This is a genomic window from Brucella sp. NBRC 12950, from assembly GCF_030268145.1.
Classification (GTDB): Bacteria; Pseudomonadota; Alphaproteobacteria; order Rhizobiales; family Rhizobiaceae; genus Brucella.
In genome coordinates this window covers 131,770-152,522 of sequence record NZ_BSQC01000012.1, presented here as the reverse complement: position 1 = coordinate 152,522, position 20,753 = coordinate 131,770, and the positions used below count along the sequence as shown (strand labels likewise).

Sequence of the window (20,753 nt, the reverse complement as noted above, 5' to 3'; positions counted from 1 at the left end):
TTTTGTACGCCCCCATGAAGAGCAGAATTCTTCTCGCTACGGCTTTGATCTTTGTTGCATCTGCCCCCGCTGCAATGTCTGCGGGTGAACCGACAGGCGCACAAACAAACCATGACAGCAAGGGCGACAAGCCTGCGGAAAAGCCCAAAATGCTGCCGCAACCGGCATCAACCAGAACGCTTCCGGCGATCGATCCAAGCCGGTTTGGCGATAAGCCTGCGGATGAGGCTTTCGGTGCGTATCAGCGTGGGCTTTACCTGACTGCATTCAACCTCGCCAAACCGCAGGCTGAAAAAGGCGACCCAGCATCACAAACGCTGATCGCAGAGATTTATGCGCGTGGTCTCGGTGTACCTGCCGATCAGAAGCAAGCCGCTGAATGGTATGCGAAAGCAGCTGTGCAAGGCGTTAATGAAGCGCAGTTCCGTTATGCGGCCTTGCTTCTTCAGGGCAAATACATTGCGAAGAATACAGCCAAGGCCACAGAGCTGATGCAGAAGGCTGCCGAAGGCGGCAATGCCATGGCGCAGTTCAATTATGGGCAAATGCTGCTCATGAAAACACCGGGTAAAGCTGGTCTTGATCAGGCATTCCCGTGGTTTGAAAAAGCGGCCGATGCCAAGCTTGCCGATGGCGAATATGCGATCAGCCAGATTTACGCCAATGGCACCGACAAGATTGCACGCGACGAACCAAAAGCGCGTGAATATCTGCTGCGCGCCGCGCGCAAAGGCTATGATACAGCGCAATTCGATCTTGGCCGCTGGCTGATCGAAGGGCGTGGTGGCGACCGCAATTACGAGCAGGGCTTTGGCTGGATGCAGATTGCTGCGCAACGTGGAATGGTGATGGCGCAGGCATGGCTTGCCCGCCTTTATCGCGATGGCATTGGAACAGATGGCGATCTTGTTAAGTCAGCCGCCTGGTACATCATTGCCCAGAGAGCCGGTTTCCGCTCGCCGGATTTGAATGACATGATGGATGGTCTTGCAGACGATCAGCTCAAACAAGCAATCCAGACAGCAAACGACCTGCGGGTTCGATAATAACAGCCTTCATCAAAGCCTATAGATCCCAAAGCGCGCACCTATAGCATAAAGTGTTAGTGCGGCCTTTGTGGGTCCAAGAGGGCGCACAGCGCTCTAAATGTGCCGCTGTTTATTTGCGGCTTTGGCCGGAGCCTTATACAAAAACTCCATGAGTATGGCTCATGGGGTTTTGGTTAAGCCCGAGTGGCGATTGAACCTTTTTTCAAGGCGTGATGCGTTAGTATCTTGAGCCGCCTTGGTATTACTGGCTTTCGTAAGCCTTTTTGCTCGCATCATAAACATAGGTCGCCGCATCATCAGCGCCGAGCTCACGCGTCTCGCCCGGAGCAGAGATCGTCGTACCCGTAAAATTTACCACCAGCTTTGGCATATCCGACTTTTCATCCGGAGCAAAAGCCACCTCGCCCTGGCTCGACACACAGGGCATCACTTCGCCGTCAGAGCAGGCAGCGCCATTATCTTCACCCGCCAACAGATAGCCGACATGGGTCCATGATTTGTTGAAGGCGAATATGTCAAAGCCATTGTAGGACGAACCGTTATCGAAACCGGCAATAGGAACGGCCAACACAATTTTCCCTGACGGCGTGCGATATTCTGCAACCTTGCGGTTCGTATCGACTTCGTCGGGTTTCTCGTAAGAGCCCATCGAACCGATATCACGCGCAGCATGGGCAAGCGTCCATGATCCATCCACCAGCACAAAGGTTGCTTCCGAGAGACTGACCTGAGCCTCCGGGCCGGCCTCTCCGCCCTCAGCCCCCTCTTTTTGCGCCGGCGTTTCCCATGCAAAGCCGGTGAAATATTGCTTTCCTTCCAGCTCAAACTGATGACCCAGCCAATAGGTCGCCGTTACTCCTTTTCCAACATCGTAGGAATCAGAGCCGTCACCGTCTACCTTGTAGATTGCTTCCAGAACTGCCCCCGCATCAGGTGCGGCGGCGGCGGCATCATGCTGGTGAGCATTAACAGCTGGAGATGCGGCTGAAGCGATGGTTGGAACGCAAACAGCTGCGATAGTCGAGAGCAGCAGGCCTGCTGCGGCTGAGTGGAAAAACTTTTGACGGATGCCGGGGATTGCCTTCGCTGCGGTTTTCATAACTCTCTCCAGAAATTCTTGAGCATCATCGAACCGGAAGAAAACACGGAGCGATAAGATTGCGCCTCGGGTATAAAGTCGTGAACATACTCGAATGAGAGGTCTCACACAGAAAATCCTAGAGCGTCCTGCGCCCTTTTTGGGGCACAAAGATCGCTCTAACACTCTATACGTTCAGCATAATTCTACGTTAAACGAATTCAAGCTTGAGGAATTGTGCTGTAGTCGGACATAGGGCAGATTTTTGTGTCAGACCACAAGAAATTGCGATTAAGCTGAGCTGGCTCTGCAAAGCTGTTTCCGATGTTCCGCATCTTCAGACAGAAAAATTTATGCTTGAGATGATGCCTTACACGCCAAATTTCGCATTCAATGATACCGAGAATGAGCTCTCAGGCTTGCACAAAGCGCCATTTTATGGTCTTGGAAACCCGATTATCGTGGTTCGAGTTAAAAGATGGACGCAATCCCCCAATTTAACGTGGGCGATTGCCTTTCTGTCGTGATGCGCCGGGCCGCAACAGTTTTCACTTTTTATTCCCGGATTAAGCTCATGAAGATCAATGGTAACGAAATCCGCCCAGGCAATGTCATCGAGCATGATGGCGGTCTGTGGGCTGCGGTTAAGACCAATGCGGTCAAGCCAGGTAAAGGCGGCGCCTACAATCAGGTCGAACTGAAGAACCTCATCACCGGCACCAAGCTCAACGAACGTTTCCGCGCTGCAGAAACCGTTGAACGCGTTCGTCTGGAGCAGAAGGACTTCTCGTTCCTCTATGAACAGGGTGAAGCTCTGGTATTCATGGATACAGAATCCTACGAACAGCTCGAACTGCTCAAGGATTTCGTTGGCGACCGCGCAGCCTTCCTTCAGGATGGCATGATGGTCACGGTCGAACTTTACGAAGAAAAACCAATCGGCATCCGTCTTCCAGAGCAGGTTACGCTTGCAATCGTTGAAGCTGACCCGGTCGTCAAGGGCCAGACGGCTGCTTCTTCCTACAAGCCAGCGATCCTCGAAAACGGCATCCGCATCCTCGTTCCACCATTCATTGAATCGGGTGAACGCGTGATCGTTGACACCAGCGAACTGACCTACATCAGCCGCGCATAATCCACTTAACCAAAATTCAGCGGCGCCTGCTTGTCTGGCGCCGCAGTCCGGTCTCTCGATAAGACCGTGACAGTTCTTTCTCAGATTGCTCAGTTTTGAGTGCCATTCGATCTGACCCGATCAGATCGGCGCTCTCAGGTTTATAAACGCGCATCTTTTCCGAAAACCGGCTCACAGGTTTCGGGATGCGCTTCTAAAAAGGATGATCAGATGGCGCGTTCAGCCCTTCTCAATGTAATGGTTCAGGCCGCTATGAAGGCCGGACGTGGCCTTGCGCGCGATTTCGGCGAAGTGCAGAACCTTCAGGTCTCTCTCAAAGGTCCAGGCGATTACGTCAGCCAGGCCGACCGCAAAGCGGAAAAAGTCATCTACACCGAACTGAGCCGCGCCCGCCCGGATTTTGGCTTCCTGATGGAAGAATCGGGTGAGGTTGAATCCAAGGATGGACAGCATCGCTGGCTGGTCGATCCACTGGATGGCACCACCAACTTCCTCCACGGTATTCCAATTTTTGCAGTCTCCATCGCTCTTGAGCGTCAGGGGCAGATCGTTGCTGGCGTTATCTACAATCCGGCAATGGACGAACTTTATACCGCTGAACGTGGCGGTGGCGCATTCCTCAACGATCGCCGTCTGCGCGTCGCAGCCCGTAACAAACTCGTCGATTGCGTTATCGGCACCGGCATCCCGCATCTGGGTCGCCCCGGCCACGGCCATTACCTCGTCGAACTGCGCAACGTCATGGGTGAAACCGCTGGCATTCGCCGTATGGGTGCGGTTGCTCTCGATCTCGCTTATGTTGCTGCTGGCCGTCTCGACGGCTTCTGGGAAGACGGTATGCACCCTTGGGATCTCGGCGCAGGCATGTTGATGATCCGCGAAGCCGGTGGCTTTGTATCCGACAAAAAGGGCGGCCAGGACATTTTCGGCACCAAGACCATCGTTGCTGGCAATGAAATCATTCAGACGGCATTGCTCAAGACGGTCAACAAACCGATTTAAGAAGCTTCGTAACGCTGTTGATCCGGTTTTATTTGCATCTGGGTCAACTTTTGAAGAATCGACGAGAAGGCCGATCCAGTGATGGACCGGCCTTCTCTATTTAATTTAAAGCTTTAGTATCAATAAAGCGATTACCACTGACCGAGAAATTTACCGACAGCCTCAAGTATATTTCCAAGAATATTCCACCAATGCATGGCAGTCCCCTCAAATAAAGTTGAATTTACAATTTAAAATTATCAAATTTCTGAAATATAAAAATAACAATATTTAAAATAATTCATATTAACAATTATAAACAATAAAATCAGCCGATCCTAAAATAGGATATGGCAGCGCGAACAAATAATACCGCTCATTTACGAGTTTATGCTCTGTCGCAGTTCAGGCAATAATCTTCATAAAGCTGTGCAATTTTCTCGTTTCAGGTGATTCCGCTTCGCTAACGAATGAAGTAGGATTCTGTCCGAACACCCGACCATGGAGCAGGACGCATGAGCGATTTGAGACTTTCACGGGAACGCCTTGACGATGCACGGGACTATGATCCTTACCGCCTGAGCAGCCCGAGAATTGTCATTCTCTCTATGGTAATCTTTCTAATCATTGTCGCGTTTCTGGCGACAGTCCTGATGCGGCAGATCCATACATTCTTCGTCACCAATCCGGGTCTTAACGGCCTGATCTTTGGCGTGCTGCTCGTCGGCATCCTGCTTGCCTTCGGGCAGGTGCTGCGGCTGCTCCCGGAAATCCGCTGGGTCAATTCGTTCCGCGATGGCGAACGCGACGGCACCACCCGCCCGCCCGTGCTCCTTGCACCCATGCGAGCCTTGATCGGTCGCAGACAGTCGATGGCACTAACAACCACATCGACCCGATCCATTCTCGATTCGATTGCCACGCGCCTTGATGAAAGCCGCGATATTTCGCGCTATCTCATCGGCCTTCTGGTCTTTCTCGGCCTGCTTGGCACCTTCTGGGGCTTGCTTGAAACGGTTGGCTCTATCGGTCAGACCATCCAGTCGCTCGATCCAAGCTCGGGCAGCACAACAGATGTGCTCGATTCGCTCAAAGCAGGGCTTCAGGCACCGCTTTCGGGCATGGGCACGGCTTTCTCCTCCTCGCTGTTTGGTCTTTCGGGATCGCTGATTCTCGGCTTCCTCGATCTTCAGGCTGGCCGCGCGCAAAACCGCTTCTATACCGAGCTTGAAAACTGGCTTTCCTCGGTCACAGACCTCGGCTCCGATCTTAGCACCGATGAAAGTCTCAATGGTGTCCGCAACCTTGCTGAGCGCGTACAGAACCTGCAAGGCGGTGACGCATCGAGCCAGCGCACATCAGCTGCTCTCGCCAACCTCGCCGAAGGCATTCAGGGGCTGGTTAAGAGTATGCGCAGCGAACAGCAGATGATGCGCGACTGGGTCGAGAAACAGGCAGATGAGCAAAAAGCCATCCGCGAAACGCTCGACCGTCTGAACAAGGTGATTGGCGCAAAATCCTCTGGCGAACGTCCGAACGACCGCACACGGCCGGAGTAAGCACCATGGCTCTAGCCCGCAACCGCCGCCCGCAGCGTCATGTCGATTACTGGCCCGGCTTCGTCGATGCACTGACGACATTGCTGCTCGCCATCATGTTTCTGCTCACAGTCTTCGTGCTGGGGCAGTTTCTGCTGAGCCGCGATGTCGACACCAAAGACAGCGCTCTGGCACGTCTCAACAGCCAGATACAGGAACTCACACAGCTTCTATCGCTTGAGAAAAGCAATTCGCAGGACATGCAGGACACGATTGCCAATCTGCAAGCCTCGTTGTCAGGAGCGGAGAGCGAACGCTCGCGCTTGCAAGCCCTTCTCAATGAAGGCAGCGGCGCGGGTGCTGCCGCCGAAAAACGCGCAGGTGAACTGAACCAAAGCCTTGATGCGGAAAAACAGGTCAGTGCGCAGGCGCTCTCGCAGGTGGAATTGCTGAACCAGCAGATTTCAGCGCTGCGCCGCCAGATTGCAGCCCTTGAAGATGCGCTCAATGCCTCCGAATCGCGTGATCGCGAATCGAATGCCAAGATCGCTGACCTCGGTCGTCGTCTTAATGTGGCGCTCGCACAGCGGGTGCAGGAACTCAACCGCTACCGTTCCGACTTCTTTGGCCGCCTGCGTGCGATCCTGTCCGACAAGGAAAATATCCGCATTGTCGGCGACCGTTTCGTGTTCCAGTCGGAAGTTCTTTTCCCAACGGGCTCTTCCGATCTCAATCCTGCCGGTCAGGAAGAGATGAAGAAACTCGCTGATGCGGTCATCACGCTCAATCAGGAAATTCCGGATGACATCAACTGGGTTCTGCGGGTAGATGGACATACCGACAATGTGCCGCTGGCAGGCACGGGTCGCTTCCGCGACAACTGGGAGCTTTCGTCAGCACGCGCAACGGCAGTGGTCAAATATCTGATCGCCAATGGCGTACCAGCCAACCGTCTGGTTGCAGCAGGTTTTGGCGAGTATCAGCCGCTCGATAGTTCCGATGCACCCGATGCCCGCGCAAGAAATCGCCGCATCGAGCTGAAGCTGACGGAGAGATGAACAAAAATTTTAGCATTTCCAGCAAAAGTGCGAAGCGGTTTTGCGTCAGATAATCCGTAAAAACAAGAAGTTACAGCGGTTCCAACGATTCTTTCTTAACTGGAACCGCTGTAAGGGGCCCATGAGCCCCCATTTTTATTTACCGAAAACGCCTGCGCCTGCTTCAAATTGCAGCTTGGCGAGGCGGGCATAAATGCCGCCCTTCTCAACCAGCGTCTGATGCGTACCCTCTTCGACAATCTGGCCCTTGTCGAGAACGAGAATGCGGTCGGCTTTCAGAACCGTTGCCAAGCGATGCGCCACAACGAGCGTCGTGCGATTATCCATGAGGCTATCAAGCGCCTTTTGCACCAGCATTTCACTTTCTGCATCAAGCGCCGAGGTGGCTTCATCCAGCAGCAGAACGGGTGCCGCACGCAGGATCGCACGCGCAATGGCAATGCGCTGGCGCTGACCGCCTGAAAGCGTAACGCCGCGTTCGCCGACTTCGGTGTTATAGCCCTTGTCCAGCGCCATAATGAAGTCATGTGCGAGGGCTGCCCTTGCTGCGGCCTCGATTTCAGCATCGCTTGCACCGGGTTTACCGAAGCCGATATTCTCGCGAATGCTGGTGGCAAAGATCGCAACATCCTGTGGCACCACGGCAATGCGTTCACGCACCTTGGCAGGATCGGCTTCAGGCAAGGCCACACCATCCATCAACACACGACCGGATTGCGGATCGTAATAGCGCATCACCAGCGAGAAGATCGTGCTTTTGCCAGCACCGGATGGGCCGACAATCGCAACCGTCTCACCGGGCTTTACAGCGAAGCTGACACCATTCAGAGACGGTGCGTCCGGACGCGTTGGATAGGAGAAATGCACCTGATCGAAGCTGATCTCGCCACGCGGCGGTTGTGGCAAGGCAATGGGATTTACAGGGGCGGAAATGCCGGGGTTTTCATCGAGAATTTCTGCAAGCCGTTCGGTGGCACCCGCGGCCTGCGCAAGTTCACCGCCCACTTCCGAAAGCGCGCCAAAAGCGCTGGCTGCAAAGACTGCATAAAGAACGAACTGGCCCAGCGTTCCTGCTGTCATTGTGCCGGAAAGCACATCACGCGAGCCGAACCAGAGGACGGCAACCACGCTGGAGAAGATCAGGAAAATCGCAAAGCCTGTCAGAATGGCGCGTGCTTTGATGGAGGAACGTGCCGCCTGATAGGCCTTCTCGACGGCATTGGCAAAACGCCCCACCACCATATTTTCGTTGGTGAAGGCCTGCAGCGTGCGCATCGCCCCGATCTGCTCACTGGCATAGGCATTGGCATGTGCCAGCATATCCTGCGTCATGCGTGAGCGACGACGCACAGAACGACCAAAAGCGATCAACGGAATCACGATCAGCGGAATAGCCGCAATCACAAGTGCGGAAAGCTTGGGGCTGGTGACAACCATCATGATGAGCGCGCCAATACCCAGAATCACATTGCGCAGCGCTACAGAGGCCGTAGCCCCTACAACCGACTTGATCTGTGTGGTATCGACCGAAAGACGCGAGACGATCTCGCCCGACTGCGACCGATCAAAGAATTCCGGCGACAGGCTGGTCACATGGGAAAAGACAGCATTGCGCAGATCTGCCACCACGCGCTCGCCCAGCGATATGACGAAGAAATAGCGCAGGCCCGATGCGAGCGCCAGAACCAGCGCCAGCGCCACCAGCATACCGAAATAGTTATTGACGAAGACCGCATTGGCGCCGGTGAAGCCATGATCGATCATACGGCGTACGGCAACCGGGACAGCAAGAGTCGTCACAGCAGCAAGAACCAGCGAGAACAGCGCTCCAATAACCAGAGGCTTGTAGCGCGAGAGGAAAGGAAGCATCCGCCTCAGTGGCTTCAATGAACGGCGCTTACGCCCTTCCTTAGCACCCTCCCCAGCCCCCTCTTGGGCATTCAATTCTGGATTCATGCGAATTTGACTGTCTCTGCTGGCCATTCTTGAGATTGCGCCCTTGTTATTAGCGTGCGCCTGATGTATAGGCTCGCCAACCCTTTTGGAAGCCGTTGCCGTCGGTAACGGGTCTTCATATCTGCCATTGGGCGAAAGTGCCGCAGTTTTAAACAAGAAACTGGGATTTTCACCCCAGACTTTCAGGATTGAGAAGATGAAAGCCAGCATCCATCCCGACTACCACACCATCAAGGTCGTGATGACCGATGGCACTGAATACATGACCCGCTCGACCTGGGGCAAGGAAGGCGATACGATGAACCTCGATATCGATCCTACCACGCACCCAGCTTGGACCGGTGGTTCGCAGACCCTGCTCGATCGCGGCGGTCGCGTAACGAAGTTCAAAAACCGTTTCGGCAATCTCGGTATCTAATACTGACATTGATGAACTTACGAAAAACCTCGCTTCGGCGAGGTTTTTTGTTGCCTGCCTCTCTGCGCAAAAGGGCGCTATAATCGCGCTCTGCAGCTTGCCATCCAAAAATGGAAACCAATTTTGGGCAACGACATGCGTAAAAAAACAGATAGAGCGGCTCCAACGATTCGGCCTTAACTGGAACCGCTCTAAATGCGAAATGCTCTAATACCAAAACCCCATGAGTATGACTCATGGAGTTTTGGTTAAGCCCGAGTGGCGATTGAACTTTTTCAAGGCGTGATGCGTCAGCATCTTCACGCCTTGGTATAACGGCTGGAGGTCGGCAAAATGAAGCGAGCAATGTCTGGCATATTGACCGCCGGAAGTTCGCATGTCGGGAAATCGACATTTGCCGCGCGACTGACAAAAGCCCTCGGGTGGAGCCTGATTTCAACGGATAGTCTTGCCCGGCACCCAGGGCGCCCCTGGCCTACCGTCCGCCCCGCCGTCGCCGAGTTTTATTCAAGCCTTTCACCTGAAACCATTCATTGGTTTCTAAAGGTGCATCATGAAAACATATGGCCTCTCATTCGAGAGAAAATTGAGGGCCACATCCATGAAGGGCGACAATTTATCTGCGAAGGGTCGGCGTTGCGTCCAGAATATCTGGCGACATTGAACACCGCTTCAACCGAATGCGTCTGCCTTTATGCCGACGATGATTTTTTGCTCAGCAGAATGCGCAGCGAGGCAGGTTACGATCACGTTGATAGCAGCCTTCGGTACATCATCGATAAGTTTATCGAGCGCTCACTCCGGGACAATTCAGAACTGAAGGCATCTGCGCTAAGCAATCAAATAAGATTGGTGAATGCGGCAGATATGATGGAACTGAACCAGTTCTACGAGCAGTTATTGCAACAGGCATCCAATAACTCCGAGAAATAAAAAACTCCCGGACAAGCCGGGAGTTTTCGTAATCGGAACTGAAGCCTAAACTCAGGCGCTCAGCTTTTCCATCACTTCGTCGCTGACTTCGAAGTTCGAATAGACGTTCTGAACGTCATCATCATCTTCAAGAACATTGAGAAGCTTGAGCACGGAGCGTGCCTTTTCTTCATCGAGTTCCGTGTTGGTCTGTGGCTTCCAGATCGTCTTGATCGATTCGGCTTCACCGAGCGCCGTTTCCAACGCCTTCGATACTTCACCAATGTCTTCAAAGGCGCAGAGGATCACATGCTCTTCTTCGCCCGACTGGACGTCGTCGGCACCGGCTTCAATAGCCGCTTCCATGACCTTGTCGGCATCGCCAACAGAAATCTTGTAAACGATTTCGCCAACGCGATCGAACATGAAGGCTGCAGAACCGGTTTCACCCAGAGCGCCACCCGACTTGGTGAAAGCTGCACGCACATTGGATGCGGTACGGTTACGGTTGTCGGTCAGCGCTTCAACGATGACCATCACGCCGCCCGGGCCGCGGCCCTCGTAGCGCACTTCATCATAGTTTTCACCGTCGTTGCCTGCCGCCTTCTTGATGGCGCGCTCGATGTTATCTTTCGGCATCGACTGCGCCTTGGCGTTCTGGATGGCCAGACGCAGGCGCGGGTTCATCAACGGGTCAGGCAGACCCTGCTTTGCAGCCACGGTGATTTCTCGACCAAGCTTGGAAAACATTTTCGACCGCACGGCATCCTGACGGCCTTTGCGGTGCATGATATTCTTAAACTGTGAATGGCCAGCCATGGCACCCCTGTTCTGTTCATATGATGCGCACGGAGAAAGCGTCACATAAGAATGGGTCTGGCCGCAGACAGGTCGGCCACCGCGCTTTCCGTGCTGAATGGCCGCGTTATAAGGAATTGAGCCGCATTCGTCCAGCAAAAGCGCGATCACGCAATCACTTGTCGATAAAGTTGACAGGCCTCGACGCGGACCACCAAACAATATTATCTATAAAACCATGAATCAGCGCTCAAATGACACTCCCGGCGAAACCATTGCCGCCCGCATCAGCCGTATTCTCGCCGACCGTATTATTGCGGGCGAGATCGAGCCGGGCATCAAACTCCGTCAGGATCATATCGCCGAAGAGTTCGAAACAAGCCATGTGCCCGTGCGCGAAGCCTTTCGCCGATTGGAAGCGCAAGGACTTGTGGTTTCCGAACCCCGTCGTGGCGTGCGCGTTGCGTCCTTCGATATCAGCGAAATCCGCGAAGTGGCGGAAATGCGCGCAGCACTTGAAGTGCTGGCCCTGCGTCATGCAGCGCCCCATATCAGCCGCGCCACGCTGGACGCTGCCGAACAGGCAACCCTCGAAGGCGACAAGTCACGCGATGTGCGAAGCTGGGAAGACGCCAATCGTCGCTTTCATCGATTGATTCTGGAGCCATGCAACATGCCGCGCCTGCTGGCGGCTATTGATGATCTTCATGCAGCAAGCGCGCGCTTTCTGTTTGCCACCTGGCGTTCGGAATGGGAAACCCGTACCGATCACGATCACCGCGCGATTCTGACCGCACTCCGTCAGGACGACATTGAGACGGCGACCACCATCCTTGCGCGCCATGTGCAGTGGATAGGGCATCGCCCCGTCAAAACCGCATCAGGCAAGACCCGCGATTCTTTCGCCATCGTCGGCTAAGCAGCCACCCAGACCTTCCAGTTCTTAAGATGACCATGCGAGCTGCCGCACATGCAGCTCGCGCGCTTGCGGCTGCTTTGATTTTAAAGCATTTCCAGCAAAAGTGGGAACCGCCTCCGCAGGGAAATCAGTTCGCCGGACTGATTTCTTTTCCTGCTGCGATGCGTCGGATAATGCGTACAAACAAATAGTTACAGCGGTTCCAACGATTCAGCCTTAACTGGAGCCACTGTAAGCCTCTCCCAATTTTTATATATTTTATCTATTTCTCACTTGCCAAACACCATCAATCCGATGATTTTAAATAGATCGAATCGTAATTTTATCTATAATTTGAGGAAGCCATGGCTTACATCACCCAGAAGCGTGTATCTTTCAGCCCACTTGATCTCGAATCCCGCTCACCAGCCCTACGCATTGCTGCGGTAGCCTTCGGTACTCTGGTATTGGCAATCTCATCGCAGATTGCAGTCCCTATGATACCGGTTCCGATCACGCTTCAAACCCTCATTGTGCCGCTGATCGGCGCACTCTATGGCTGGCGACTTGGCTTCATCACCGTGCTTGCCTGGCTAGGCGAAGCCATAATTGGCCTGCCGGTTCTCGCTGGCGGCGCAGGTGGGATCCAGCATTTTGCCGGACCAACCGCTGGATATCTCGTCTCGTTTCCGATTATCGCAGCACTCACCGGCTATCTCGCGGAACGCGGCTGGAACGGCAAAAACCTGGTGCTTGCTTTTGTATCGTTCGGCGTAGCCAACCTGCTTTGCCTCGCCCTTGGTGCAATTTGGCTTTCAGCGCTGATCGGCGTTGAAAAAGCAGTAACCTTCGGTGTGACACCATTCCTCATCGGCGCTCTGATCAAGTCGGCACTCGGCGCTGCAATTCTCAAAGCAGCAGCGCGATAAACGATTGATGACAGTTCGCCTGCGCGGTCATCATCTTCATTGTATGCTGACCTATATCGGCAAGGGCTACAGCCCGGCTTTCGTGGAAAATTACGACGCGATTGCCGGGCATTTGTCGAATGGTGAAGACATCGAGATCGTCGATGGTCCAGACGACATCTGCCAGCCGCTGCTCTGTGAAAGTGATTGCCACTGTTTTAATGCAAGCGTAGCTGTTCGGGACAGATTGGCTATGGAAGCCATATCGAGGCTATTTGACCTGGTGATCTCGGCTGGATCACGATTGTCGCTCGATGCCATGCAGCTTGGCCGGATGCGGGCCGCTTTTGCCGATGGCAGCATCCGCAAAGCGTGCAAATCTTGCGAATGGTCAGAGCTTTGTACCCGCATCGCCGTCAAAGACGATTATGCGGGCGTTCAGATAAATTTATAAAGGCCTATCGCCAGAATGCAGGGATAGTTTCTTCCAGTCGTGCGCCAATGCGCAAAGGAGCAGCCTTTTCAGCAAGGCCGGTACGATCAGAAATCTCGATCCCCACGCCACAAAGGGTTGCCGGACCACTGGCAGCCTCAAAGCGACCCTTTGGCACTTTCGACAGGAAGCGGTTCAAAGGCTCTTCCTTGTCCATGCCAAGCGAAGAATCATAGTCGCCGCACATGCCGGCGTCCGACATATAGGCTGTGCCATTGCGCAAAATCTGGCAATCGGCGGTCGGCACATGCGTATGCGTTCCAACGACAGCACTGGCGCGACCATCGACAAAATGGCCAAAGCACTGCTTTTCGCTGGTAGCTTCCGCATGGAAATCGAAGAACACGGCATCTGCCTGCTCGCCAAGCGGGCAAGCTTCGAGAATTTTCTCGGCCGCAATGAATGGGTCATCCAGATCCGGATGCATGAACACGCGGCCCATCACATTGGATACCAGCACGCGGGCACCATTCTTGGCGATGTAAAGCCCCTCGCCCTTGCCTGCCGTTCCTTTCGGAAAATTTGCAGGACGCAGGAAACGGTCTTCGCGCTTGGAGAAATCCAGCGCCTCGCGTTGATCCCATACGTGATTGCCGGTTGTCACCACATCCGCGCCCGCGCGGATTGTGTCGTGAAAAATCTCTTCGGTAATACCAAAGCCGCCAGCGGCGTTCTCGCCGTTGACGATCACGAAATCCAGCTTCAAATCAGAAATCAGCCCCGGCAGCTTTTCATAAACCGCCGTGCGCCCCGACCGGCCCACCATGTCACCAAGAAAAAGTAATCTCATAAATGCGTCTTTATCAGCCCTGATCGAATAAGTGCAAGCCGGTCTCGGTCAGTATCTGGTGAAGAGCAATGTCATGCGGCTCATTGGGCACATATGGCACTTCCTGACAATCAAATGCCATGCCGATCAACAGCGGCTCCAGACCGCGCTCGGCAAAGCGCGCCAGCGCCCGATCATAATGACCGGCACCATAACCCAGACGATGACCGCGCTTGTCGAAACCGGCAAGCGGCATAAACAGGATGGCAGGATCAACCAGCGGTGCGGTCTTGTCCGGCCCCATAGTGCCGAAACCCGTCTGAACCAGTTCCGCATCCGGCAGAAATTCACGAAATGCGATTGTTTCCTTATCGAGAACCACCGGCAGGCATAGACGCGCACCCTTGTCGCGCATGGCTGACAGAAGCGGACGTGGATCAATCTCCGAGCGGATCGGCCAATAGCCTGCGACCATCGTTTCCTTGGGAATCAATATCGCGGTTTCAGCCTTTTTTGCTGCAGCCAATGACGCCTCAAACCGAAAGCGCGGATCAAGTGCATCGCGACGCGAAAGCACCTCTCGCCTCAACGCCTGCTTGTCATCGCCTCGCGGCTGTCCATTGTCATTCATCAAACGCCTCCACCAATTGCTGCTAGTGGACCCGGAATGGCGGCATCCGTCAAGAAGCAGCTGCAATCCGTTGCGAACGATCACGAATGACTTTCAGCACAACGCCATGGAAATCATTCAGGAAAACCTTGCCCCACAGATCGCAGTAGAAATTGATCGGCGTTGCAATCCGGTAGCGTGTGGTGAGCGTGAGACGTGTATGACCATTTGGCAGCGCTTCGAGGTGATAATCACCATTCGTGAGCTTCAGGTAAGAGCTGTCCACATTGATATGGGCTTCGACGGCCGCGGGGATGGAATCGGTGCCAAACCTAAAATCCCAGGACAGCAGCCGGTTTTCTTCCCAGCGTGTCACAATCTCCTGAAATTTGACGCCGCGTGTCCATTCAAGCTGGCGTACAGCGCCGACACCCTCGCCCTCAAGGCGTGCATCGACAGGCTGTGGCACACCGACAATCCCGTGGCTGAATGTCCATGACAGTTCATCCGGACGAACATGGCGGATTTCTGTGGTCTGCTGCCAGACGACTTCAGGCGAGGCTGCAATATCAATGACGGTCGTAACCGCTCCTTCATGCGGCTCATATTGCAGCAGCGGTTCAAACGGATAGAACATCAATGGCAGTGCGATCACCAGCATTGTGGAGCGTGGTGTGCGGAAGCGGCGGATCAGCGAAAGCGTCAGCCAGGAGCCCACTGCGGAGAAAACGCCGAAAAACGGCGCAGCCATGATCACGCAGATGCCGCCCTCCCGGAACAAAGCCATGCTCACAACAATGAGACCGCCGATAATCATCCAGCTCATTCTCACATGGCGCCAGAGACCCTTCTCGGCGCGCGGGTCGCTTAGGCTCGAAGCAAGGCTCGATATCGCCATAGGCAAAAGCATAAGCCCCGCGATAAACGGCATCCATTCCCGCGCCGAGTTCACCCAGATAAGGACATAGAGCGTAAGCCCGTAAGCCACAGCCACTGGAACTGCGACACGTAAACGTTCGGAAAAGCCAGGAGAATTTGGGGGAGAGGATGTCATTTAAAACGCACATATCTTTGAAGGATAAGGCGTTTTAGAACATTTTTGTCTTAAATAACAAATAGCTTTGCTTACTTTATAGCAAGAGCTTGAAAAGTGGCGACCACGACGACCGATGGTAGTGTTTGATCCCGGGAACCTACAACGTAGGTGGGCGCCATATGCGAAAGCCCACAGGCCTTCACAGGGACAGCTCCCTTAGAGATCAATAAGGCCCCGGGGATGCTGTTACACCTGTCGGGAAGCGCAGTACGCCGAGAACCTATATAGGCGCAGTCAGACCTTAGCGCCAGAGGCGTCAGCCCGAGATACAGAAATCTTTTCGTAGATCAGACAGCGCCCGGACGGGGAGCGATACGCTTTGCAATCTGCTCGATACGTTCGGCCAAATCAGAAAGCACACCAGTAAGGGCAGCGTCATTCTGATCGGCACTGGTCAGCGCTTCGTCGCGAGAGCGGCGCAGGGTCTCGATCTCGTTTTCATGACCCTTGATGCGCTTTTGCGTTTCCGCAAGCTCATCCATCACCATGATACCGGCCATCACTGTGAGGCGCAGATCGCCTATTTCGCCGAAAGATGATTTGAGATGGGTAACATATTGGTCAAAGCGATCGGCAAGCCCGGAAAGATGTTCTTCCTGCCCTTCGTCGCAAGCCATGCGATATGCTTTGCCATCAATGGTAACGGTTACAGTCGCCATAGATCCCTTCTCCTATCGATCCAGCACGGCGCGAATGGTTTCCATCGCCGTCACCAGACGTCGCGAAACTTCGCGGTTTGCGGCTTCAAGCCGCTCGGCACGGGCTTCTGACTGGTCGAGTTCCTGGGCTAGACGGCTGCGGTCAGCATTCATGCGCTGTACCTCTTCCTCGGCTTCGGCGAAATCGCCTTCCTTGTCCAGCCGCAGGTCCACCGCTTGTTCAAGCGTACTGAGTGCCTTTTCCAGCCGTTCGAGGACCTGCCTGAGGGTCGTTTCGGGTGCCATCCATATCCTTTCCAATGCCAGATCACAGACATCGAATCGCGCCTGCCGGACGGGCATCTTTGAAAAGACTGTAATAATCGACCACCCGATAAGCAACAAATGACGAGCCAGACTGGCCGTTCATGCACCGTTATCAGCGCAAAAAAGGCTTTTCAGTGATTGTCAGCCCATAAATTGCCCACGTTACCCAATCAATCGCAGACTGTTTATTGCCGATAAGCCATCGTTTTGTTGACTCCTCGGTAGCAGGTGCTATGTGTCCCAAAGCCTTCTGTCGCGCGAGCATCTACAGAATTTAATCGGTTTAAATTGATTAAATCGTTTAGTATAAGGAGCTCGTGCTTCAGTCCCGAGGCATCGCCGCAACCCCGTTAAAACCACTCTGGAAAGACGGCTGAGACAATGACGAATTCCGACAAGCAAAACCAGCTGGCCAACGCCATCCGCTTTCTCTCGATCGACGCGGTCGAGAAGGCTAATTCAGGCCACCCAGGCCTGCCTATGGGCGCAGCCGACATAGCAACGACTCTTTACACCCGTTTCCTGTCGCACGACCCGCAGAATCCGCATTGGCCGGACCGCGACCGTTTCGTGCTTTCTGCAGGTCACGGCTCGATGCTTCTTTATTCGCTGCTCTTCCTCTCGGGCTACGAAGACATCACCCTTGATGAAATCAAGAATTTCCGCCAGCTCGGCGCACGCACCGCAGGTCATCCTGAATACGGTCATGCCGCTGGTATCGAAACCACAACTGGTCCACTTGGACAAGGCATTGCCAATGCTGTTGGCATGGCGCTTTCCGAACGCGTCCTGAATGCACAGTTCGGTGACAGCCTCGTTGACCACTACACCTATGCGATCGTTGGTGACGGCTGCCTCATGGAAGGCATCAGCCAGGAAGCCCTGTCGCTGGCAGGTCACCTGAAGCTCAATAAGCTGATCGTTCTTTGGGATGACAACAACATCTCCATCGACGGCCCGATCTCGCTGTCCGACAACACCGACCAGCCTGCACGTTTCGCCGCTTCCGGCTGGAACACGCTTGCTGTTGACGGTCATGATCAGGACGCGATTGCCAAGGCAATTGAACTTGCCAAGGTTTCAGACAAGCCGACCTTCATCGCCTGCAAGACCACCATTGGTTTTGGTTCGCCAAACCGCGCTGGCACCAACAAAGTCCACGGTTCGCCACTCGGTGCAGAAGAAATCGCTGCAACGCGCAAGGCACTCGGCTGGACTTCTGAACCTTTCGTCGTTCCTGCTGAAGTTCTCGACGCATGGCGCGTTGCTGGCCTCAATGCTGCGAAGAAGCGTCTGGAATGGGAAAAGCGTCTTGCTGCGGCTAACGCAGAAACCCGCGCTGAATTCGAACGTCGTATGCGTGGCGACCTGCCTGCAAACTTCGATGACGCGATCAACGAATACAAGAAGAAGCTTTCCGCAGAAAAACCAAAGGTTGCGACCCGCAAGTCGTCCGAAATGGCTCTGGAAGTGATCAACGGCGTTGTGCCTGAAACGCTCGGCGGCTCTGCCGACCTGACCGGTTCCAACAACACCAAGACCAGCCAGACCAAGGCTGTTACGCCAGAAAACTACGGTGGTCGTTACATCCACTACGGTATCCGTGAACACGGCATGGCTGCTGCCATGAACGGCATCACGCTGCATGGCGGTCTGATCCCTTACTCGGGCACTTTCATGTGCTTCTCGGATTATTGCCGTCCGGCCATGCGTCTGTCGTCGCTGATGGGCATCCGCGTTGTTTACGTCATGACCCATGATTCGATTGGTCTTGGCGAAGACGGCCCAACCCACCAGCCGGTTGAGCATCTTGCAGCTCTGCGCGCCATTCCAAACCACAATGTCTTCCGTCCGGCAGACGCTGTGGAAGTTGCTGAATGCTGGCAGATTGCACTGCATTCGAAGGGCACTCCTTCGACGCTCGCTCTGACCCGCCAGAACCTGCCAGTTGTGCGTACCGAACATCGCGAAGAAAACCTCTCCGCATTCGGCGCTTACGAACTCGCTGCTGCAAAAGGTGACGCAAAGGTTTCGATCTTCGCAACCGGTTCGGAAGTGGAAATCGCGCTCAAGGCTCGTGACCTTCTCGAAGCCAAGGGCATTGCCACCCGCGTTGTTTCCGTTCCTTGCTTTGAACTCTTCGAAGAGCAGAGCGATGCTTACAAGCAGGCAACGCTCGGCGATGCACCGGTCAAGGTTGCAATCGAAGCAGCTCTTGCACTCGGCTGGGAACGCTTCATCGGCGAAAACGGCATCTTTATCGGCATGAAGGGCTTCGGCGCTTCGGGCGAGATCAACGATCTCTACAAGCATTTCGGCATTACTGCTGAACATGCTGCTGAAGCCGCGGAAAAGAAACTCAACGCCGCCGCATAATAATCAAACGCCGGCGTTAAACACGCCGGCGTTTACCTTTCCAGTTGTGGGCGTTCCCAAACGCGTTCAACTGTTTTATCAAGCCACTGCATATGCAGAACCCTTTCGGGAGATTTAGAGAAAATGGCAGTTCGCGTCGCAATTAACGGTTTTGGCCGCATCGGCCGTAATGTCCTCCGCGCTATCGTCGAGTCGGGCCGCACCGACATTCAGGTCGTTGCGATCAACGATCTGGGCCCAGTGGAAACAAACGCGCATCTTCTGCGCTATGACAGCGTTCATGGTCGTTTTCCAAAGGAAGTGAAAGTCGCTGGCGACACCATCGACGTCGGCTACGGACCGATCAAGGTTCACGCTGTTCGCAACCCGGCTGAACTGCCGTGGAAGGAAGAAGGCGTCGATATCGCTCTGGAATGCACCGGCATCTTCACCGCACGCGACAAGGCAGCTCTTCATCTTGAAGCTGGCGCAAAGCGCGTTATCGTTTCGGCTCCTGCCGATGGCGCTGACCTTACCGTTGTCTATGGCGTCAACCACGACAAGCTGACGAAGGACCATCAGGTCATTTCCAACGCTTCTTGCACCACCAACTGCCTTGCGCCAGTGGCTCAGGTTCTCAACGATGCAATCGGCATCGAAAAGGGCTTCATGACCACGATCCACTCCTACACGGGCGACCAGCCGACGCTGGACACCATGCATAAGGATCTCTACCGCGCACGCGCAGCAGCTCTTTCCATGATCCCGACTTCGACGGGTGCTGCAAAGGCTGTTGGTCTGGTTCTGCCAGAACTCAAGGGCAAGCTCGACGGCGTTGCAATCCGCGTTCCAACCCCGAACGTATCGGTTGTTGACCTGACCTTCGTTGCCAAGCGTTCGACCACTGTTGAAGAAATCAACAATGCGATCCGCGAAGCTGCCAATGGCCGCCTCAAGGGCATCCTCGGCTACACCGATGAGCCACTCGTTTCGCACGACTTCAATCACGATTCGCATTCGTCGATCTTCCACACCGACCAGACCAAGGTCATGGACGGCACCATGGTGCGCATCCTGTCGTGGTACGACAATGAATGGGGCTTCTCGAGCCGCATGAGCGACACTGCAGTCGCTTTCGGCAAGCTGATCTAAGCAGCTTCAATGTTTCGCTCCCTTCTCCCCACCGTTGCGCGCTGGCGTTCGCTGGAAGGAGAAGGGCTCGAACATCTCAATATCACGCCCGCCGGTAACACTTTCAACGCCACTGGCGTTATCATCGGCGAGCGTGGCGATGTTCCCTACGGTGTACGTTATAGCATCGATTGCGCAAGCGACTGGCGCGTATTCCATTTCCTCATCGAAACGACATCCGGCTTAATGCTCGAACTCAAATCCGATGGAAATGGGCACTGGACGACCATGGCCGGAGACGCATTACCTGAGTTTGATGGTTGCATGGACATTGATCTGGCAGGGACACCCTTCACCAATAGTCTGCCGATCCGCCGTCTGGGTCTGACGCCCGAAAGCGGCACGGTACAGCTCGACATGCTTTATGTACCGTTCAATAGTTTCCGCCCGCTGCGAGACAGCCAACGATATACTTGTCTTAAGGAAGGCAAGCTTTACCGTTACACTGCCGCTGATCGCACGTTCACCGCTGAATTGCCTGTCGATGAAGACGGGCTTGTCACTGATTACCCAACCCTGTTCCAGCGCCTGCCTGTCTAAAAGAC

21 protein-coding genes and 1 other RNA gene are annotated in these 20,753 nt (G+C 54.4%); 13 read left to right on the top strand and 9 right to left on the bottom strand.

Annotated features, from left to right (window positions below):
- The first annotated feature begins 14 nt into the window (after positions 1-14).
- The gene (locus tag QSJ70_RS19775) at positions 15-1,046 is read left to right on the top strand and encodes a tetratricopeptide repeat protein (RefSeq protein ID WP_502871697.1); all 1,032 of its coding nucleotides are present in this window, start codon (positions 15-17) and stop codon (positions 1,044-1,046) included.
- A 244-nt stretch (positions 1,047-1,290) separates the two neighbouring features.
- Here the strand turns inward: QSJ70_RS19775 and QSJ70_RS19770 are convergent, their stop codons facing one another.
- Positions 1,291-2,148: a hypothetical protein gene (locus QSJ70_RS19770; protein WP_285538947.1), complete on the bottom strand. Its 858-nt coding sequence runs from the start codon at positions 2,146-2,148 to the stop codon at positions 1,291-1,293.
- Between the two features lie 553 nt (positions 2,149-2,701).
- On the opposite strand from QSJ70_RS19770, the gene efp reads away from it, so the two are divergent.
- From efp to QSJ70_RS19750, 4 genes are all read left to right on the top strand, one after another.
- Entirely contained in the window at positions 2,702-3,262 is a 561-nt protein-coding gene (efp, locus tag QSJ70_RS19765) for an elongation factor P (RefSeq protein WP_007876600.1), read from the top strand.
- A 210-nt stretch (positions 3,263-3,472) separates the two neighbouring features.
- A complete protein-coding gene (locus QSJ70_RS19760) occupies positions 3,473-4,264 on the top strand; it encodes an inositol monophosphatase family protein (protein ID WP_285538944.1) in 792 nt (263 codons plus the stop codon).
- A 494-nt stretch (positions 4,265-4,758) separates the two neighbouring features.
- On the top strand, positions 4,759-5,802 hold the full coding sequence (locus tag QSJ70_RS19755; protein WP_285538942.1) for a flagellar motor protein MotA: 1,044 nt from the start codon (positions 4,759-4,761) through the stop codon (positions 5,800-5,802).
- Between the two features lie 5 nt (positions 5,803-5,807).
- Positions 5,808-6,839, top strand: a complete 1,032-nt coding sequence (locus QSJ70_RS19750) for a peptidoglycan -binding protein (RefSeq protein ID WP_113158620.1) — start codon at positions 5,808-5,810, stop codon at positions 6,837-6,839.
- A gap of 135 nt (positions 6,840-6,974) precedes the next feature.
- On the opposite strand, the gene QSJ70_RS19745 is transcribed toward QSJ70_RS19750, so the two are convergent.
- Entirely contained in the window at positions 6,975-8,795 is a 1,821-nt protein-coding gene (locus tag QSJ70_RS19745) for an ABC transporter transmembrane domain-containing protein (RefSeq protein WP_285538938.1), read from the bottom strand.
- 196 nt (positions 8,796-8,991) lie between these two features.
- On the opposite strand from QSJ70_RS19745, the gene rpmE reads away from it, so the two are divergent.
- Together rpmE and QSJ70_RS19735 are read left to right on the top strand one after the other, a co-directional pair.
- Entirely contained in the window at positions 8,992-9,213 is a 222-nt protein-coding gene (gene rpmE / locus QSJ70_RS19740) for a 50S ribosomal protein L31 (protein ID WP_007876617.1), read from the top strand.
- A gap of 333 nt (positions 9,214-9,546) precedes the next feature.
- On the top strand, positions 9,547-10,146 hold the full coding sequence (locus QSJ70_RS19735) for a hypothetical protein (RefSeq protein WP_285538936.1): 600 nt from the start codon (positions 9,547-9,549) through the stop codon (positions 10,144-10,146).
- 51 nt (positions 10,147-10,197) lie between these two features.
- On the opposite strand, the gene QSJ70_RS19730 is transcribed toward QSJ70_RS19735, so the two are convergent.
- Positions 10,198-10,944, bottom strand: coding sequence for a YebC/PmpR family DNA-binding transcriptional regulator (locus QSJ70_RS19730; protein WP_039860161.1), 747 nt, complete (start codon positions 10,942-10,944; stop codon positions 10,198-10,200).
- Between the two features lie 217 nt (positions 10,945-11,161).
- Between QSJ70_RS19730 and QSJ70_RS19725 the strand changes: the two genes are divergently transcribed.
- The 3 genes from QSJ70_RS19725 to QSJ70_RS19715 all read left to right on the top strand — a co-directional run bounded on the left by QSJ70_RS19725 (position 11,162) and on the right by QSJ70_RS19715 (position 13,183).
- Entirely contained in the window at positions 11,162-11,842 is a 681-nt protein-coding gene (locus QSJ70_RS19725; protein ID WP_079212269.1) for a GntR family transcriptional regulator, read from the top strand.
- A gap of 344 nt (positions 11,843-12,186) precedes the next feature.
- Positions 12,187-12,750: a biotin transporter BioY gene (locus QSJ70_RS19720; protein ID WP_285538934.1), complete on the top strand. Its 564-nt coding sequence runs from the start codon at positions 12,187-12,189 to the stop codon at positions 12,748-12,750.
- Between the two features lie 7 nt (positions 12,751-12,757).
- Positions 12,758-13,183: a DUF1284 domain-containing protein gene (locus QSJ70_RS19715; protein WP_285538932.1), complete on the top strand. Its 426-nt coding sequence runs from the start codon at positions 12,758-12,760 to the stop codon at positions 13,181-13,183.
- Between the two features lie 4 nt (positions 13,184-13,187).
- Here the strand turns inward: QSJ70_RS19715 and QSJ70_RS19710 are convergent, their stop codons facing one another.
- The 6 genes from QSJ70_RS19710 to QSJ70_RS19685 form a co-directional block, all read right to left on the bottom strand.
- Positions 13,188-14,012, bottom strand: a complete 825-nt coding sequence (locus QSJ70_RS19710; protein ID WP_285538930.1) for a TIGR00282 family metallophosphoesterase — start codon at positions 14,010-14,012, stop codon at positions 13,188-13,190.
- Between the two features lie 13 nt (positions 14,013-14,025).
- On the bottom strand, positions 14,026-14,622 hold the full coding sequence (locus QSJ70_RS19705) for a 5-formyltetrahydrofolate cyclo-ligase (protein ID WP_285538928.1): 597 nt from the start codon (positions 14,620-14,622) through the stop codon (positions 14,026-14,028).
- A gap of 49 nt (positions 14,623-14,671) precedes the next feature.
- Complete coding sequence (locus QSJ70_RS19700) at positions 14,672-15,655, bottom strand: SRPBCC family protein (RefSeq protein WP_285538926.1); 984 nt, start codon at positions 15,653-15,655, stop codon at positions 14,672-14,674.
- 97 nt (positions 15,656-15,752) lie between these two features.
- Positions 15,753-15,911: non-coding RNA, 6S RNA (ssrS, locus tag QSJ70_RS19695), on the bottom strand.
- A 73-nt stretch (positions 15,912-15,984) separates the two neighbouring features.
- On the bottom strand, positions 15,985-16,356 hold the full coding sequence (locus QSJ70_RS19690) for a cell division protein ZapA (protein WP_007876643.1): 372 nt from the start codon (positions 16,354-16,356) through the stop codon (positions 15,985-15,987).
- Positions 16,357-16,368: 12 nt separating this feature from the next.
- Positions 16,369-16,641: a DUF4164 domain-containing protein gene (locus tag QSJ70_RS19685; RefSeq protein WP_007876644.1), complete on the bottom strand. Its 273-nt coding sequence runs from the start codon at positions 16,639-16,641 to the stop codon at positions 16,369-16,371.
- A gap of 402 nt (positions 16,642-17,043) precedes the next feature.
- On the opposite strand from QSJ70_RS19685, the gene tkt reads away from it, so the two are divergent.
- From tkt to QSJ70_RS19670, 3 genes are all read left to right on the top strand, one after another.
- On the top strand, positions 17,044-19,038 hold the full coding sequence (tkt, locus tag QSJ70_RS19680; RefSeq protein ID WP_194780443.1) for a transketolase: 1,995 nt from the start codon (positions 17,044-17,046) through the stop codon (positions 19,036-19,038).
- A 123-nt stretch (positions 19,039-19,161) separates the two neighbouring features.
- Positions 19,162-20,169 carry a type I glyceraldehyde-3-phosphate dehydrogenase gene (gap, locus tag QSJ70_RS19675; RefSeq protein ID WP_007876646.1) on the top strand — a complete coding sequence of 336 codons (1,008 nt, stop codon included), beginning with the start codon at positions 19,162-19,164 and terminating at the stop codon, positions 20,167-20,169.
- Between the two features lie 9 nt (positions 20,170-20,178).
- Positions 20,179-20,748 carry a putative glycolipid-binding domain-containing protein gene (locus tag QSJ70_RS19670; RefSeq protein WP_007876647.1) on the top strand — a complete coding sequence of 190 codons (570 nt, stop codon included), beginning with the start codon at positions 20,179-20,181 and terminating at the stop codon, positions 20,746-20,748.
- Positions 20,749-20,753 lie beyond the last annotated feature (5 nt).